The organism is Pseudomonas sp. CG7, from assembly GCF_023701885.1.
In the GTDB taxonomy this organism is placed as follows: Bacteria; Pseudomonadota; Gammaproteobacteria; order Pseudomonadales; family Pseudomonadaceae; genus Aquipseudomonas; species Aquipseudomonas zanjanensis.
This window is the reverse complement of record NZ_JABAEE010000040.1, coordinates 12650-27969: the sequence shown is the minus strand read 5'-3', so window position 1 is coordinate 27969 and position 15320 is coordinate 12650. Positions and strand designations below refer to the sequence as shown.

General features: G+C 57.9%; 13 protein-coding genes and 1 pseudogene. 8 read left to right on the top strand and 6 right to left on the bottom strand.

The genetic code is table 11. The annotated features are described in order from the left end of the window. Positions 1-104: 104 nt before the first annotated feature. On the bottom strand, positions 105-2141 hold the full coding sequence (locus HGO40_RS17135; RefSeq protein ID WP_250963981.1) for an NADH:flavin oxidoreductase: 2037 nt from the start codon (positions 2139-2141) through the stop codon (positions 105-107). 211 nt (positions 2142-2352) lie between these two features. Here HGO40_RS17135 and HGO40_RS17130 point away from each other — a divergent pair, with 211 nt between their 5' ends. From HGO40_RS17130 to HGO40_RS17100, 7 genes are all read left to right on the top strand, one after another. Beyond that, positions 2353-3102, top strand: coding sequence for an electron transfer flavoprotein subunit beta/FixA family protein (locus HGO40_RS17130; protein ID WP_250963980.1), 750 nt, complete (start codon positions 2353-2355; stop codon positions 3100-3102). Then, positions 3102-4037 carry an electron transfer flavoprotein subunit alpha/FixB family protein gene (locus HGO40_RS17125; protein ID WP_250963979.1) on the top strand — a complete coding sequence of 312 codons (936 nt, stop codon included), beginning with the start codon at positions 3102-3104 and terminating at the stop codon, positions 4035-4037. Before HGO40_RS17130 ends, HGO40_RS17125 begins: the two co-directional genes overlap by 1 nt. Before the next feature lie 347 nt (positions 4038-4384). Next, on the top strand, positions 4385-5284 hold the full coding sequence (locus tag HGO40_RS17120; protein ID WP_250963978.1) for a glycine betaine ABC transporter substrate-binding protein: 900 nt from the start codon (positions 4385-4387) through the stop codon (positions 5282-5284). Positions 5285-5347: 63 nt separating this feature from the next. Then, a complete protein-coding gene (locus HGO40_RS17115; protein WP_250963977.1) occupies positions 5348-6367 on the top strand; it encodes an Ldh family oxidoreductase in 1020 nt (339 codons plus the stop codon). A gap of 42 nt (positions 6368-6409) precedes the next feature. Then, entirely contained in the window at positions 6410-7027 is a 618-nt protein-coding gene (locus tag HGO40_RS17110; RefSeq protein ID WP_250963976.1) for a dimethylsulfonioproprionate lyase family protein, read from the top strand. 51 nt (positions 7028-7078) lie between these two features. Continuing rightward, positions 7079-7327 carry a transcriptional regulator gene (locus tag HGO40_RS17105; RefSeq protein WP_250963975.1) on the top strand — a complete coding sequence of 83 codons (249 nt, stop codon included), beginning with the start codon at positions 7079-7081 and terminating at the stop codon, positions 7325-7327. Between the two features lie 268 nt (positions 7328-7595). After that, on the top strand, positions 7596-8585 hold the full coding sequence (locus HGO40_RS17100) for an isopenicillin N synthase family dioxygenase (RefSeq protein WP_250963974.1): 990 nt from the start codon (positions 7596-7598) through the stop codon (positions 8583-8585). Between the two features lie 16 nt (positions 8586-8601). Here the strand turns inward: HGO40_RS17100 and HGO40_RS17095 are convergent, their stop codons facing one another. The 3 genes and pseudogenes from HGO40_RS17095 to HGO40_RS17085 all read right to left on the bottom strand — a co-directional run bounded on the left by HGO40_RS17095 (position 8602) and on the right by HGO40_RS17085 (position 12306). After that, positions 8602-10017 (bottom strand): amino acid permease, encoded by a 1416-nt coding sequence (locus HGO40_RS17095; protein WP_250963973.1) that lies wholly within the window; start codon positions 10015-10017, stop codon positions 8602-8604. Between the two features lie 152 nt (positions 10018-10169). Further along, positions 10170-11222 (bottom strand): annotated as a pseudogene (ocd, locus tag HGO40_RS17090) (ornithine cyclodeaminase). Positions 11223-11271: 49 nt separating this feature from the next. Further along, positions 11272-12306, bottom strand: a complete 1035-nt coding sequence (locus HGO40_RS17085; protein WP_250963972.1) for a histone deacetylase family protein — start codon at positions 12304-12306, stop codon at positions 11272-11274. A 119-nt stretch (positions 12307-12425) separates the two neighbouring features. Here HGO40_RS17085 and HGO40_RS17080 point away from each other — a divergent pair, with 119 nt between their 5' ends. Beyond that, complete coding sequence (locus tag HGO40_RS17080; protein ID WP_250963971.1) at positions 12426-12926, top strand: Lrp/AsnC family transcriptional regulator; 501 nt, start codon at positions 12426-12428, stop codon at positions 12924-12926. A gap of 48 nt (positions 12927-12974) precedes the next feature. On the opposite strand, the gene HGO40_RS17075 is transcribed toward HGO40_RS17080, so the two are convergent. Next, on the bottom strand, positions 12975-13931 hold the full coding sequence (locus HGO40_RS17075) for a GlxA family transcriptional regulator (protein WP_250963970.1): 957 nt from the start codon (positions 13929-13931) through the stop codon (positions 12975-12977). A 10-nt stretch (positions 13932-13941) separates the two neighbouring features. Continuing rightward, positions 13942-15288, bottom strand: coding sequence for a dimethylsulfonioproprionate lyase DddP (gene dddP, locus HGO40_RS17070; RefSeq protein WP_250963969.1), 1347 nt, complete (start codon positions 15286-15288; stop codon positions 13942-13944). Positions 15289-15320 lie beyond the last annotated feature (32 nt).

Below are 15320 nucleotides of genomic sequence, written 5' to 3'. Positions count from 1 at the left end.
CGGGAGCAAGCTCCCTCGCCACGGGGTTACCGAATTGCTTAAGTGAGCAGCATCACGGGTTAAGTGGAGAAGTGGCCCTGACCCACAAGATCAGGGGCATGACTTCAAATGTCTTTCACCAACCGCAACGCATCGTAGATCGCCGCGTGGGTATTACGTGCCGACACTGCGTCGCCGATCCGGAACAGCTGGAAGCGACCTTCAGGGTTGGTCACGATATCCTGGGTTTTCCCGGCGATCAGGTTGTGCTGTTCGACCGCGCCGTTGTTGCTCGAATGCGGGCGCAGTTCGAAGTACAGGTCGTCCAGGGGCAGGGTGCCATGGTTGACCACCACCTGATCGACCACGCGCTGTTTGTGCACCTGGCCGTAATCGCTGCCGAAGTTGGCGATCAGTTGACCGTCGCGCTTCTCTACGGAATCGACCCGATAGGTCACTGTGAAGGTGACGTTCAGGTCTTGCAGGCTGCGCATGTACGGCACCAGGTTCATCGCCATCACCTCTGGCGAAAACGACCGGTCCGGCGTGACGATCTCCAGTTTCGCACCGCTGTTGGCGATGACCTCGGCCGCCTGTAGCGCCGCGTGGTCGCCCGCGTCGTCGAAGATCAGCACGTTCTGGCCGGGTTTGACGTCGCCGGAAATGATGTCCCAGGTCGACACCACCAGCTCATTGCCGTGCTTGAGCACCTCGGTATGGGGCAAGCCGCCCGTGGCGACGATCACCACGTCCGGCGCCTCGGCCATCACGGTCTCGGTTTCGGCCCAGGTGTTGAAATGGAACTTCACCCCCAGCCGTTCGCATTGCGCCATGCGCCAATCGATGATGCTGATCATCTCGCGCCGCCGCTCGCTCTGGGCGGTCAAGCGGATCTGTCCACCGGGCTGATCCGCCACTTCGAACACCGTGACGTCATGACCGCGTTCGCCAGCCACCCGCGCCGCTTCCAGGCCCGCCGGGCCGGTGCCGATCACCACCACTTTGCGCTTGACCGACGCCTTCGGGATCTCATGGGGCATGGTGGTTTCGCGGCCGGTGGCAGCGTTGTGGATGCAGTAGGCGGCACCGCCCTGGTAGATGCGATCCAGGCAATAGTTGGCGCCGACGCAGGGGCGAATCTCTTCTTCGCGTTTTTCAATGATCTTGCGCACGATGTGCGGGTCGGTCATGTGCGCGCGGGTCATGCCGATCATGTCCACCTTGCCGGAGGCGATGGCGTGCCGCGCCGTGGCGACGTCCGGAATCTTGGCCGCGTGGAACGTCGGGAAACCGGTGGCCGAGCGAATCTCGCCAGCAAAATCCAGGTGCGGTGAATTGCGCATGCCCTGGATGGGGATCACGTCGGTGAGGCCAGCATCGGTATCGATGTGCCCGCGCACCACGTTGAGGAAGTCCACCAGCCCACTGTCCTTGAGCATGTGGGAGATCTGCAGGCCGTCGCTGGCACCGAAGCCGCCGGGCAGGTCTTCATCGCCGGTGTAGCGCACCCCGAGCAGGAAATCTTCGCCACAACGCTGGCGAATGCCACGCAGGATGTCGAAGGTGAAGCGCATCCGGTTTTCCAGCGAGCCGCCGTAGGGCCCGTCGAGATCGTTGGTCAGCGGCGACCAGAACTGATCCATGAGGTGCCCGTAGGCCTGCAGTTCCAGGCCATCAAGACCGGCGGCCTTCATGCGTTCGGCGGCGTCCACGTAATCCTTGATGATCCGGTCGATGTCCCAGTCTTCCATTTTTTTCGGGAAGGCCCGGTGGGACGCTTCGCGGCGATGGGACGGCGAGACGACCGGCAGCCAGTCAGCCTTGTCCCAGCGCGTGCGCCGGCCCAGGTGAGTCAGTTGGATCATCACTGCCGCGCCGTGTTCGTGGCATTCGTCAGTCAGGTCCTTCATCCATTTGACCACTTCGTCCTTGTACGCCAGCACGTTGTTGAACACCGGCGGGCTGTCACGGGAAACAGCGGCGGAGCCCGCCGTCATGGTCAGTGCCACGCCAGCCTTGGCCCGTTCGACGTGATAGGCGCGGTACAAATCCTTCGGCATGCCGTCGACAGGATAAGCCGGCTCATGGGAGGTGGTCATGATCCGGTTCTTGAGGGTCAGGTGTTTGATCTTATAGGGCTGCAGCAGAGGATCGCTGGACATGGTGTTGCGCTCCGGGAACAGAACATCAGGCTTGGTTTGACATAACAGTATGTCTAATGTTCATGTGTGTCAACGATTGGGACACAGGTGTACATTTTTCTTGCGTGGCGGAAAAACCAGGATTACCATCCAGTCGAAACAGGGGTGGTCCGGCTCGTGCGGCCGGCCATCTCGCATCGATCCACAGTGCAAGGGGGCTATGGGAAGAACCATGAAAGTGCTCGTTGCGGTAAAGCGCGCTATCGATCCGAATGTGAAAGTCCGGGTAAAAGCCGACGGTTCAGACGTCGAACTCAATGGCGTGAAGATGGCCTTGAACCCGTTCTGCGAGATCGCTGTGGAAGAGGCGATTCGCCTCAAGGAGAAGGGGCTGGCATCCGAAGTGGTGGTGGTCTCGGTGGGCACGTCGGCGGCGCAGGAACAACTGCGCACGGCCTTGGCACTCGGTGCGGACCGGGCGTTGCTGGTCGAGACGAATGGGCTACTCGAACCGCTCAACGTCGCCAAGTACTTGAGTAAAGTGATCGACCAGGAAAAGCCGCAATTGATCCTGTTTGGCAAACAGGCGATCGACCAGGAGAACAACCAGGTCGGGCAAATGGTCGCGCAGTTGATCGGCAGCGGCCAGGCCACTTACGCCTCGGCCGTCAATCAGGTCGACGGGCAATGGGTCGTCGAGCGTGAGGTCGACGGTGGCAGCCAGGTGGTCGCCCTCGCCATGCCGGCCGTGGTGACCTGTGACTTGCGGCTGAACCAACCGCGCTATGCCTCGTTGCCGAACATCATGAAAGCCAAGAAAAAGCCGCTTGAAATCATTGCCGCCGACACCTTGGGCGCGAGCGTGAAGGAACACGCTCGATTATTAGGCGTAGTGCCGCCGGCGGTGCGCAAAGCCGGGATCAACGTCGGTTCGGTGGCCGAGCTGGTGGATAAATTGAAAAACGTTGCGGGGGTGATTTGATGCGCACATTGGTGATCGCCGAGCACAGTGCAGGTCAACTGACGGCAGGGACATGGAGTGCCGTGACCGCCGCCCTGGCGTTGGGCGCCAAGACGGATTTGCTGGTGATGGGCGGGGCGGATGCGTCGGCAGTGGCGCAACAGGCAGCACTGGCCCAGGGCCTGGACCGGGTGCTGCTCGCACAAGGGGCAATGTTCGAACATGCCCTGGCGGAAAATGTCCAGCCACTGATCACTTCACTGGTGGCCGATGGGTATACGCATGTCGTTGCCGATGCCAGCAGCATGGGGCGCAATGTGCTGCCACGGGTCGCGGCCAGCCTGGATGTCGGCATGCTGTCCGACGTCACCCACATTGTTTCGGCGGACACCTTCCAGCGGCCCATTTATGCCGGCAATGCCATCGCCACCGTGCAGTCCCTCGATCCGATCAAGTTGCTCACGGTCCGCGCCTCGGCGTTCGCCCACGCCTTGTCCCATGAACATCGCTGTGAAGTGGTGGCGGTGGAGGGCGGGCAAAGCGCAAGCAATGTGCGTTTCGTGAGCGAACAACTGACGGCCAGCGAACGGCCGGATTTGTCGAGCGCCCGTGTCGTCGTGTCCGGTGGTCGCGGGATGCAGAGTAAAGAAAATTTCGCCCTGATCGAGCGAGTGGCGGACAAGCTTGGCGGCGCCGTCGGGGCCTCCCGTGCCGCGGTGGAGTCGGGGTTTGCCCCCAACGATTTGCAGGTCGGGCAGACCGGGAAAATCGTCGCGCCAGAGCTTTACATCGCGGCGGGCATCAGTGGCGCCATTCAACATCTGGCGGGCATGAGTGGTTCAAAAGTCATCGTCGCGATCAACCAGGACGCTGAAGCACCCATCGCCCAAGTGGCGGATTACATGTTAGTGGCGGATCTGTTCGAAGCATTGCCGGCACTCGAAAAAGCGTTGTGAGTGGCAAAACGCTGAACCCGTGGCGAGGGAGCTTGCTCCCGCTTGACCGGGCTGGCGCTCCAGTGCGCAGCGCTCACAAAAGGGCTGCTACGCAGCCCAGCGGGAGCAAGCTCCCTCGCCACGGTCTGTCGACAGTCTTAAGGGAGTCTGCATTACCAAAAGAGTTTCGCCAAAGGGCGGAGGAGGGCCGAGCGACCGACATACATGAGCTGTTCCCATAACTAAAACTTACCCATGCATAACATTAAATCCCTTGAGCAGGGTGATGGCACTCTGCTCTGATGAGGGGACGTTAATTCTTCTGCTGCCCTGCCAATAACTATTAATACAGTACGCGGAGATGCACCATGATGACGTTGTCCAGTAAGACGTGTATCGGCTGGTTTGCCGGCCTGGCGATGGCCGCCAGCAGCCTGATGGCCCATGCCGAGGAACCCACGCCTATCCGCATCGGATGGGTGAATTGGTCGGATACGGAAATTGCCGTAAAACTGGCGGATACCGCATTGCGCGACCACTTGAAGCAACCGGTCAAATTGGTGCTCGCCGATATTGGCATTCAGTTCCAGGCCTTGGCCAACGGCAATATCGACCTGATCCCGATGGTCTGGCTGCCGAGCACCCACAAATCGTTCTATGACAAATACCAGGACAAGCTCGAAGACCTCGGCGTGCTGTATGAAGGTCGGATCGGCATGGCCGTGCCAACGTCCATTCCAACCAGCGAACTCGCCACTGTCGAGGACCTCAACAAGCCTGAAGTGCGGGAAAAGTTGGGTGGCAAGATCCTGACGTCGGAAGTGGGCAACGGCCAATACAAACTCACGGAAAAGGCCATCAAGGAATACAAGCTCGATGGCTACAAGATGGTCGCCTCTTCGGAGTCCGGCATGTTGAGCGAGCTGGATCGCAACCTCAAGCGTGACAAATGGGCCTTGATCAACGCCTGGAGCCCGCATTGGATGTTCGCCAAGTGGCCGCTGCGTTACCTGGATGATCCGAAGCAGGTTTTCGGCGGCGCCGAGCAGATTCACGCGATTGCCCGCAAAGGTTTTAGCGCCGAGCATCCCGATGTCGCCCGGTTCTTCGCCAACTTCAAGATCCCCAAGGCCGACCTCGAGAAGTTGATGGCGACCGCCCGCGACAGTTCGGCGGACAAGGTCGTTGCGGAGTATTACGCCGCCAACAAGCCGCGCTTCGAAGCGATGTTCGGCAGCCAGACCGCTTCCGCGACACCGGCCCAGTAATGGCCGTCATCCAATAGTTGTGTTGCCGTCCGATGCCCTTGTGAGGGGCATCGGCTGCATCGAATGAACATTCAGGCGATCCCCTTGAAGACCACCGCTTACCGTCGCTTTACCCTGGATGAAGCGGTCGGCTGGGTGAAGCGCCTCTGCGAAGCGAAGGGCTGCTCAGCCGCGGTTGCCCTCTCATTGGCCCACGCCACAGTGGCTGCGCAAGCGCGCGATAACCAGGCCGTGGGGTTCCGGCATCTTGCCGATTACTTGTCGGGCTTTTCCTCCGGACGCATCGATCCACGTGCCGAGCCAAGTATCTCCCGCGCCGGCGCGATGATCTTCAAATCCGATGCCCAAGGCGGAATTGCCCAGTTGGGTGTCGATCGCTGTTTCGATTCGCTGTGCCATGCCGCGCACACCAATGGCATGGCCACGTTGAGCCAGTGCAACAGTTTTACCAGCGGTGAGTTGGGCGACTACACGCTGCGGTTTGCCCAGGCCGGGCTGATTGCCTTGGCGGGCGCAAACGGACCGGCGCTGGTGGCCGTTCCTGGCGCCAAGGGCAAGACCTACTCGACCAACCCGCTCTCGTTTGCCGCGCCCTCGGCCGATGGCATCCCCTTGTTGTTCGACCAGGCCTGCAGTGCCGCAGCATTTGTGAACATCGCCCACGCCGCTTCGACGGGCAACGATATTCCCGAGGGTTGGGCGGTGGACCAGGAGGGCAACGGCACACGTAATGCCCTGGCGGCACTGGGCGGTGCGCTGCTGCCTTTTGGCGGTCACCGTGGGGCCAACTTGATGCTCATGGTCGAGGTGCTGGCGGCGGGGCTCACAGGCGCCAACTGGTCGCTGGATGCGCCGGACTTCAACCAGGGAAACCAGACGCCTGGCTGTGGCCTGTTGGTCCAGCTGCTGGCGCCGGATTTCTTTTCGACGGGATTCGAGCTGCGGCTCTCAAGTCAACTGACCCGCCTGGCGCAGATGGGCGTCCACAGGCCGGGATGGGAACGGCAACATTCAACGGTCACCGCGCAGAATGATGGAATCAGTGTTCCCGTTGACCTGCTGGAACAACTGAGTTGTCTGTAAGCCGCTCCGATACGTCGCTCGGGAAATGGGATCGAAACGATGATGAATAGCACTGAAAATCCAGCGTGGGGTCAGGACATGCTCCGCAGCGGCGACTCGCTCAGGTGTTCGCTTCAAAACATCCTGTCGGGCAGCGGCTGCGATGAGGCGCAAGCGCACGTCGCGTCTCTGAAGTCGGCCCAATGGACGATCAGGACGGCTGCGCAAGCTTCAAATGCACTGCCAGGCTTTTTGGCGTCCCACTTATCCGAGGCACTTGAAGCTGCGCCCAGGACCGATGATGACCTGCTGTCGATACGGGAGGCGTTAGGCACGCTCTTGCCCCATCTCACCTGGATGAATCGCCAGGCCCGGGCCGACCAGGACAGCGCTTTCGTGGAGCGGCATCGCCACGGGATGATCGCCGGCCCCGGAGGGTTATTGGAATGTTCCACCCTGACCTTGGGATTGGCGCTCATGCTGCCCGAAACCTGCTACCCCTATCACCAACACCCGCCTGCCGAGTTCTATCTCGTCCTGTCGCCGGGCGAGTGGTATCGGGAGGAGGTGGGGTGGTGGAGTCCTGGCGCGGGAGGTTTGGTTTTCAACCCGCCCTCCTGTGTCCATGCAATGAAGTCGAGGGATGTTCCACTTCTGGCCCTGTGGGGCTTGATGCACTAATGCCTCGTTATAAGAAACGATGAAATCGGGTAATGATTGAGAGGAAGAGATATGGCGGTGACCACGCAGGGCATCAAGTTGGACGAAGAGACGCGGGCCAGGCTGAAGTCCGCGTCGGCTAAGTTGGATCGCACCGCCCATTGGTTCATGAAAAAGGCCATTCTGAGTTTTATTGAAAGAGTTGAAGGTGGGGCGGGTATCGAAGCGTTCATGGCAGTCGAGCTTTTAGAAAAAGACACGCGGCGCCACAGCATCGCACGTCGGCAGTGCAAGGATTGCAACGCTGATGAATTAACTTGATGAGGTACCTTGGATCCGCCAAGTCGTATGATGGTTGACGAAACCTGACGGTGACCACCATTCAATGCCATGCACAGGGCATCGAAATATAGCCTTGTTCTCATGATTGATTTTTTCTCATGAGCATTGAATGAAAAGTGGTTTGTGAGTGCCGATTCAATCCTGAACAATAACTTCAGCATAAGCGATCAAGATCAACGCTCTTGGTCCCGACGCTGCAACTCGCTTCAGGATAATTAAAATACGGCGCTCTTGTTGAGGTTCACCGATGATTCAGCTGACCGATACCCGGCTTGCAAGCAAACAGACCACATTCGAAGAAATCCCTTTTATTGATATTGCGCCGTTACTCGATGGGAGCGACCCACAAACAGTCTCGCGCCAGATCGGCGAAACTTGCGAGAAAGTTGGTTTTTTCTATATCAGGAATCATGGCGTTTCTCGTGCCTTGATCGACGCGATGTACGCCCAGACGAAAGGCTTCTTCGCCATGCCTTTTGATAAAAAGAATAAGCTGAACGTCATCAATTCAGGTCCTACGCTTCGTGGCTACATTCCCATGTACGCGGAAAACGTCGATCCGGAAAACACCCGGGATTTCAAGGAGTGCTTCGACTACGGTGCCCACGATGATGAAGTGTCCCCGTTCTTCGGGGCGAACCTGATGCCAGCGGAGCCGGCGCAATTTTCCGAGGTCTGCGAGGCCTACCACCGTGCAATGCTTGACCTGGCGCGTAAGCTCATCAGCGCCATTGCGCTGAGCCTGGATCTGCCGGCGGACTACTTTGAAAAACTGCAACGCAAACCGATCACCATCCAGCGCTTGTTGCATTACCCCTCGCAGAGTGGCGACATTTCACAAAAGGAAATCGGGATCGGCGCACACACGGACTATGGCTTCCTGACGATTCTTTTCCAGGACAAGGTCGGTGGCTTGCAAGTACGCAATCGTGCGGGCGAATGGGTAAGCGCGCCACCGGTGGAAGATACGTTCATTGTCAACATTGGTGATCTGGTGCAAACCCTGACGAACGATCGCTATACATCGACCATGCACCGCGTCATCAACACCAGCGGTGTCGAACGGTATTCCATTCCTTTCTTCATTGACTTGGACTTCGAGGCGACGGTCGAGACCGTCGCCACGTGCATCAGTGCCGATAACCCGGCGAAATACGCGCCTTATACCTGCGGTCAACACAAGTACAGTCGCTTTGTCGCCAGCTACACACACTTGCAGGCTGTCGAGGCCGTGTAACGATAGTGCCCTTGACTCAACCGAGTTGACTCGCCGACTCAACTGCACATTTGGGCTTGCGAAGGTGGGTCAACGGGTAGGCAATTGCCAGCCATACAAACCACCCTGGCATGACCATCAAGGCAATACGGGTGTCAGGTCTCAATGCCAACAGGCCCAGCACAAAACCCAAGAATGCCAATGAGATCCAGGCCATCGGCACCCCACCGGGCATCTTGTAGGCAGATTTCATATGAAGCTCAGGGCATTTTTTGCGATAGGCAATGTAAGACGCGAGGATGGTTGACCAAGTGAAAATAACCAGGATCGCCGACACGGTAGAGACGATGGTGAACGCTGTCATGACCTCCGGTACGATGAACAGCACGAGTACACCTGCCAGCACCAACAGCATGGTAAACACCAGGCTCAGCAGCGGTACGCTATTGCCCGATAGTCGCCGGAAAATGCCAGGAGCGTTGTCTTGGTTGGCCAGCCCGAAAAGCATGCGGCTGGACGAGAATACGCCACTGTTTGCCGAGGACGCGGCGGATGTCAGTACCACGAAGTTGACGATGCCAGCCGCTGCGGGGAAGCCTGCCACCAGAAAAAGTTCTACAAAGGGACTCTTGACCGGCGAAACCTGTTGCCAGGATGTCACGGCAATAATGCAGCTCAATGCGAGTACGTAGAACAAGATGATTCGCAGCGGGATGGAGTTGATTGCCTTGGGCAGGGTCTTCTCCGGAGATCGGGTCTCTGCCGCCGCGGTGCCGATCAGCTCGGTGCCCGCGAATGAGAAAATAGCCATCTGAAAACCGGCGAAGAAGCCGAGTAAGCCGTTTGGAAACGCAGCCTGCTTGTCCACCAGATGATTCAGGGATGCGGTGAAGCCACTGGGGGAAGCGAAGGAACTGGCAATCATTACAATACTGACGCCAATCAGGGTCACGACGGCGATGATCTTGATGATTGCGAACCAGAATTCGACTTCACCAAACAGCCGGACCGTCAGCACGTTCAAGGCGAACAGTGTCGCCAACATCCCTATGGCCGGTATCCAGGCAGGTAGACCGGGGAACCAGTATTGAAAAAAACCGCCGACCACTACGGCATCGCCTATCACTGCAACGCTCCAGCTCAGCCAGTAAGACCAGCCGAGAAAAAATGCTGCGCGAGGGCCCAGGTAGGCGCCGGCGAAATCCGCAAAGGTTTTGAAATTCAGATTGGAAAGTAGCATTTCGCCCATGGCGCGCATGACGAAGTAAACGAACAACCCGATGATCATATAGATGAGGATGATCGACGTGCCGGAGAGTGCAATGATCTTTCCGGAGCCCATGAACAGGCCTGTTCCAATGGCCCCTCCCATGGCCATTAACTGAATGTGGCGATTGCTGAGGGTGCGCTGCAGCGCAGGCTGTTCAACCAGCTCTGATGAACTCGATTTCATTTCAAAACCTCTTGATCTTATGTTTTTTGAGTTTTGGCAGAAAGGTGGACGTCTAGCGTTGTTGTTGGAGACGCAATGGCTAGCGACGGTGGTGTGTCTGTCTGGACGGTGAGGGGCCCCTTGATACACGGTCTCGGGGCGTCACCATTGGGTCAATTGGCTGCGCGCAATCGCTCGGCTTTGGCCGGCGGTTGATCAATCAACTGGTAAAGGTTTTTTATGTTCTCGGGCTTTGGCACCAGGTGAATAGGCTTGCCGGCTTGATGCTCCTGCGCCATGGCATGCAGATAGCGAAGTGACGAAAAGTCCTCCAGGGCAAAGCCCACCGAGTCGAATACCGTGACCTGTTCGTCGCTCTCGCGTCCCTGAACTTCACCTTGCACAATCCGGAAAAACTCAACGACGGGTCAATCGGCTTCCAGTTGCTGGATGTCACCATCAATCCGTGTTTGCGGTTCGAACTCGACGATGACTCGGGCATTACGCAGGATGTCGGCGTGCAGTTCGGTTTTACCCGGGCAGTCACCGCCGACGGCGTTGATATGCATGCCGGGCTCAATCATCTCGGGCGTCAGAATGGTTGCGTAGGTTTTGTCGGCAGTGACGGTGGTGACAATGTGTGCACCCCTGACCGCCTCCTGTACGGAGTTGGCCAGCGTCACTTTGATCGTGGGAAAGGCCGCCAGGTTGTGCTTCAACTTGTGTGACGCGTCGCGATCGATATCGAAGATTCGGATTTCATCGATGCCCAACATTTCATGGAAAGCCAGCGCTTGAAACTCACTCTGGGCGCCATTGCCGATGATCGCCATAGAGCTTGCACCTGCACGGGCAAGCGATCGCGCAACCAATGCCGAGGTGGCTGCGGTGCGTACAGCGGTTGTCAGTGTCAGTTCACTGAGCAGGATTGGATAGCCACTGTGAACATCGGCCAGCAGGCCGAAGGCCATGACCGTCAGCAAGTTTCTCTGGCCATTGTCCGGATGGCCATTCACGTACTTGAATGAATACTGCTGGCCGTCGTCGGTAGGCATCAACTCGATCACACCGTCCGCAGAATGATTGGCCGTGCGCGGCGATTTATCAAATTGCGTCCAGCGTAGGTAGTCCGCTTCGATGTACGCCGCCATTTCACTGATCGCCCGGCGGATACCGACCTTGGCAAACAGGCGTGCGGCATCATCGACATCAATAAAAAGAGTCATGTTCTTATTCTCCAATCCAGTCATGAAACGCTGTAGGGCGGGGGGATTCTCAAGCGCGTTTGCTCTCGAAACCATGCAGTACGTTCACCGCATTGATGCCGATTTCATCGACCATATAGCCCCCTTCCATCACGAAGAGGGTGGGGCAGCCAACGCTCGCAATCAGCTCGCCAATCCCGATGAAATCATCGCTTTCCAACAGAAAGTGGCTGATGGGGTCGTCTTTGAACGTGTCGACGCCCAGTGATATCACCAACACTTCGGGCGCGAATTGCTGGAGCTTTTTACAGGCATGGAGCAGGGCGTTGCGGTAGCTTTCCCAGGTAGTGTTCTTCGGCAAGGGGTAGTTGAGGTTGTAGCCTTCGCCATGGCTGGCGCCGACCTCGTGGCTGAAGCCCGAGTAGTACGGATAGGACACGGTCGGTTCGCCGTGCAGCGACACGAACATGACGTCACTTCGCTCGTAGAAAATATTCTGGGTGCCATTGCCATGATGGAAATCGACGTCCAGTACCGCGACACGTCTGGCGCCTTGGGTGATGGCCTGTTGTGCAGCAATGGCCGCGTTGTTGAGATAGCAATAACCCCCCATGTATTCACGTGCCGCGTGGTGGCCCGGCGGACGACAAAGGGCAAAGGCACTGTCGTGACCTTCATCGATCAGTGCCAGGCCTGTCAGGGCGATATCGGCGCTGGTTTTTGCCGCTTGCCACGTGGTGGCGGTAATCGGTGAGCCGGCATCCATTGCATAAAAGCCGAGCTTGCCGTCGACGAAAGTGGGTACGTGTTCATTGGCCAGATCACGCACCGGCCATACCAGTGGCAAGGCGTCATGCGTACGTCCTGTCGCACACCATTCTGTCCAGGCGCTTTCCAGAAAACTGACGTAGCGCTCACTGTGCGCGTTGACGTAACACGATCGGTCAAACATACGCGGTTCGACGATCTGGCCAAGACCTACCTGCTTGACGCGGTGGTGAACGGTGTCGGCCCGACTGGGTTGTTCGAACGACGGCTTGAGCACGCCGTCTTTCAATTCGGTGCCGTGGTGCAAACGGTGGGAATCACTGAAAACTGTAAACATTCTGCGCATCCGTCAATTTAAGCCAGTGCAAATATTCTGTTCTGGTATTGAGGCGATTTCTTTGCTTTGTTTTCGTGCTTTGCTAGATTAATCGGGCGCTTTGACTCAGGAATGCCAGATTGAAGAAAAATCTATCCAAACGCATCAGCCTCGACGAGACCGATCTGGCGATTCTTGAGTTATTGCAAGAGGACGCGAGTATTTCCAACGCTGAACTCAGCGAGCGACTCTCATTGAGCCTTACGCCTTGCTGGCGACGGCGCAAACGAATGGAAGAGGCGGGGGTGATAAAGGGCTATCAGGCAAACCTTGACCGAAGAATGCTCGGGCTGGACATCATGGCTTTCGTGCACATCCGCTTTTCCACCCACGCCGATCACGCACCGGATGCCTTCGAGGCGGTGATTGCGCAACTGCCGCAGGTGCTGTCCTGCCACAAGATCACCGGGGACGCCGATTACGTGCTGCAAGTGCTGGCGGAGGATCTTGATAGCTACAGCGACTTTATCGAGCAGGTGCTCAGGCGTCAGGTCGGTATTGCCTCGATTCAGTCGAGTCTGGCTTTGCGCGAGGTAAAGTCCAGCAACCGGATTGCGATCCCCAAACCGATTAGGCACTGAATGGGAGACGTGCGCCGCGTCCTTCCCCTAGGCCCAGCTTCGCAGCCCTCATAATTCGTGGCGACGTTCCCTCGACGGCGGATAACCAAAAAAGGAGCTGTAGCATTTACTGAAGTGCGGGGTTGAGACAAAGCCGCAGGCAATCGAAACATCGATGATTGCCAAGCGTGAATTCTGTATCAGGTGTTGGGCGCCTTTAAGTCGCAGTTCCAGGTAATAGCGCTGGGGAGGGACGCCCAATTGTTCCTGGAAAAGACGTTGCACCTGACGTCTTGATAATTGAACACACTCGGCGAGTTGATCCGGTCCTAACGGTTCTTCCAGGTTACTCTCCATCAAGGTGATGATTTCTCGTAGCGGGGCGCTGACCTTGCCGTCTTGCACCTGTACTGAAGTCCGAAACCTGGATTGGTCATGATCCAACAGGTCAAAAACCGCGTTCGCGACGTTCTGATCAAGCGCTTTGTAAAGCCACTTCATCATCATTTGAAAAGCGCCCGCGGGACTCGCCGCCGTGAGCCGGTCTCGATCAAATACCACGGCCTCCAGAGTGACGTTCGTATTAGGTGAAAACTCGGATAACGCGATCCGTTGTTCTGCGTGAATGGCACAGCGGTAGCCATCCAATAACCCGGCTTTGCCCAGATACCAGGCGCCATTCCATAGCCCACCGAGCGCGATGGGCATGCTGGCGAGTTTGTTCAAGAGTTTCACCAACCCATCAGGCACGACTCTAGGCGTGCGCAACCCCCCGCAGACAATCATCAGATCCAGGGCGGCGATCCTGATGTCCGTCAGGGGGGTATCCGGCCTGATGGGGATGGCCAGGTCGCTGACGACTTCGGAGTCGTTTCGACTGAATGTATGCACTTTTACCGAGCCTGGCCGGATCAGATTGGCCGTCACGAGCACGTCCAGGCATTGCGTGAAGCACGTCAGGGAAAAGTTCTCAAGCAAGAGAAAACCGATGCTTGATGGTTTATGGCCTTCAATTAAATGGCTCATCAATCAAGCTTCATATGCGCAGAAAGCTGTCGTCGAAGGGGTAATGCGTCAACAACTCATAGCCGGTTTCAGTGACCAGTAATTGGTTCTCCAACTTGATGCCATCGCGGCCACCCACTTCACCCACGTAAGCCTCGACACACAGGGCCATGCCTGCCTGCAACTCGCCCTCGTATCCGTAGGATTCCAGGTCCTCGGGGTAGCGGACACAGGGGTATTCGTCGCACAGGCCGACACCATGGAACAGCACGCCGTACCGCTGGGCACGGCAGGACTCTGGCAGCCGATGGGCCTTGGCGGTCAGTTCCGTGAGGCGCATGCCTGGCTTGATCAGCTCGCTGTTGTGGCTGATATGGTCATGGGCAATTCGATACAGGCGCTTCTGTTCGGCCGTGGGCTCAAGTCCCCCACAAATCCAACTGCGGGACATGTCCACGCACATGCCGTAGGTGCCGATCAGATCCGTGTCGAACGACAACAGGTCGCCGTCGCTCAACACGCGTGGGCCGGACTCCTGGAACCAGGGGTTGGTGCGAGGACCGGAACTGAGGATGCGCGTCTCGATCCATTCGCCACCACGGCGGATATTGCCCGAATGCAGGGCGGCCCAGACGTCGTTTTCGGTCGCACCGGCGCGCATTGCCTGATGCATTTCGGCCACTGAGGCTTCGCACGCGGCCACCGCGCAGCGCATCGCCTTGATTTCATCCGGGCCTTTGATCATGCGCGCGAATTCGGTGACTTCCTGGCCGCTGCAAATCTCGCTGGCCAGGGCATCCAATGCGCGTACGCCGGCGACTTCGATTCGGGCTACCGCCAGGCGTCGGTTGGCCCCGGCGTGCTGGCGCAGCAACTCGTCGATTTGCGCGGCGAAATGCCTGGCGTGTCGATCCGTGTGCTCGCCGGTCTCGAAAAAGAAAAAAGACGCGCCGCTGCGCAATTCTGTAACCAGCGGCAAATGGGCGGAAAGATGATCGCAGCCATGGAAGTCCCACAACACGACGTGCCCACTGGCGGCGACGAAGCAGGCCCGTGCGGGGTTATGGGTCGTCCACAGCTGCATGTTGGTGGTGTCGGTCGCGTAGCGAATATTCAGCGGATCGAATAACAGAATGCCGCCCAGGTCACGGGCGACCAGTTGATCGACAATTCGTTGCAGCCGGTACTTGCGCAGGGTGGGCAAATGGGGCGGTTCCAGGCCCAAACGCTCCCACTCCCCGAACGCCAGGGGAGTGGGGCCTATTTCGACGCGGTCGTTGTCATTGACGGAGCCATCTTTTTTTAAGGCGGTTGCACGCTGCCTGGCGGGGTCGATGCGCCGAGCATTGGCTGGAATCGAAAAAGGTGAAGTCTTCATGATGGCGTCCAGTGTTCAGTCTGCTTGAGGTA